Source organism: Pseudoalteromonas lipolytica (assembly GCF_001306915.1).
In the GTDB taxonomy this organism is placed as follows: domain Bacteria; phylum Pseudomonadota; class Gammaproteobacteria; order Enterobacterales; family Alteromonadaceae; genus Pseudoalteromonas; species Pseudoalteromonas simplex.
In genome coordinates this window covers 1-595 of sequence record NZ_LJTC01000052.1, presented here as the reverse complement: position 1 = coordinate 595, position 595 = coordinate 1, and the positions used below count along the sequence as shown (strand labels likewise).

General features: G+C 69.2%; 1 protein-coding gene. It reads right to left on the bottom strand.

The features are described 5' to 3' along the window. On the bottom strand, positions 1-595 hold a 595-nt coding region (locus AOG27_RS21420; protein ID WP_419177744.1), incomplete at both ends, for a MutS-related protein.

Here is a 595-nt window from a genome sequence, read left to right as displayed (position 1 = left end):
GAAGGTGGAGCGTCCGCCGGCCAGGTCGTCCGAGGAGCCGATGCGGGTAAAGATACGGTCCACCGGGCCGATCTCCGCCTCGTCTGCCGGCACGAAGCTGCCGGTGTGGGCGAGCAGCACGATCAGCGCTGCCTGGCGCATGTAGGTGGACTTGCCGCCCATGTTGGGGCCGGTGATCACCAGCATGCGGCGGTCGTCGCCCATCATCAGGTCGTTGGGCACGAAGGGAGCGTCGGAGACTCGCTCCACCACCGGGTGGCGACCGCCGCGGATGGCGATGCCCGGGGTCTCGGCCAGGTGCGGGCGCACGAACTCCAGGGCGCGGGCGCGCTCGGCGAAGGCGCACAGCACGTCCAGCGCCGCCAGTGCCCGAGCGCTGGCCTGGAGGGCGTCGAGCTCGGCGTTGAGGGTGTCGAGGAGTCCCTCATAGAGCAGCTTCTCCCGGGCGAGTGCCCGGGACTTCGCCGACAGCGCCTTGTCCTCGAACTCCTTGAGCTCGGGGATGATGAAGCGCTCGGCGTTCTTCAGGGTCTGGCGGCGGATATAGTCCGCCGGGGCCTCCTTGGCCTGGGCGCGAGGGATCTCGATATAGTAG